We start from the raw sequence: 515 nt of genomic DNA on the forward strand, positions 1-515 counted from the left end.
TTACTTTACCACAACACCCGCTTTCTCAACCCAGGCCCCCTGTGGGAGGCCAATTCATTGGGCGACTGCCTGAGCAAGCACGGGTGCCGCCGTCATCGCGGGCTAAAGCCGCCTCCCACCAGGCTATTTCCCAGCGGCCGCGGGTACACTGCAGCCTCAAGCCCAGGGGGCAGGGCAATCGGGCGACTGCCTGGGCGTTGAGCAGAAAGTCATCGGAAGGCATAAAAAACAGGCAGAAACGACAAGGGCAGCCCGATTCGGTGGCTGCCCTTTTGTGGGCAAAGGAAAGGTGTCGCTCGGGATCAGTGCTTATCTTCCTTGCGTAGCCTGGTAATCTCGTCAACCGCCAACCCGGTCGCTGCAGCTATCTGCTCGTCACTGAGCACGCCCAGCTTCAACAAGTTGCGAGCGGTTTTTTCAATACCCAGCTTCTCGCCTTTCTGAATGCCCAGCTTCTCGCCTTTCTCAATACCCAGCTTCTCGCCTTTTTCAATACCCAGCTTTTCGCCTTTTTC

1 pseudogene is annotated in these 515 nt (G+C 57.3%); it reads right to left on the reverse strand.

Annotated features, from left to right (window positions below):
* Positions 1-302: 302 nt before the first annotated feature.
* Positions 303-515, reverse strand: a pseudogene (locus B7L72_RS14060) (Rpn family recombination-promoting nuclease/putative transposase); the annotation flags it as partial.

Source organism: Halomonas sp. BC1, assembly GCF_002078135.1.
In the GTDB taxonomy this organism is placed as follows: domain Bacteria; phylum Pseudomonadota; class Gammaproteobacteria; order Pseudomonadales; family Halomonadaceae; genus Vreelandella; species Vreelandella stevensii.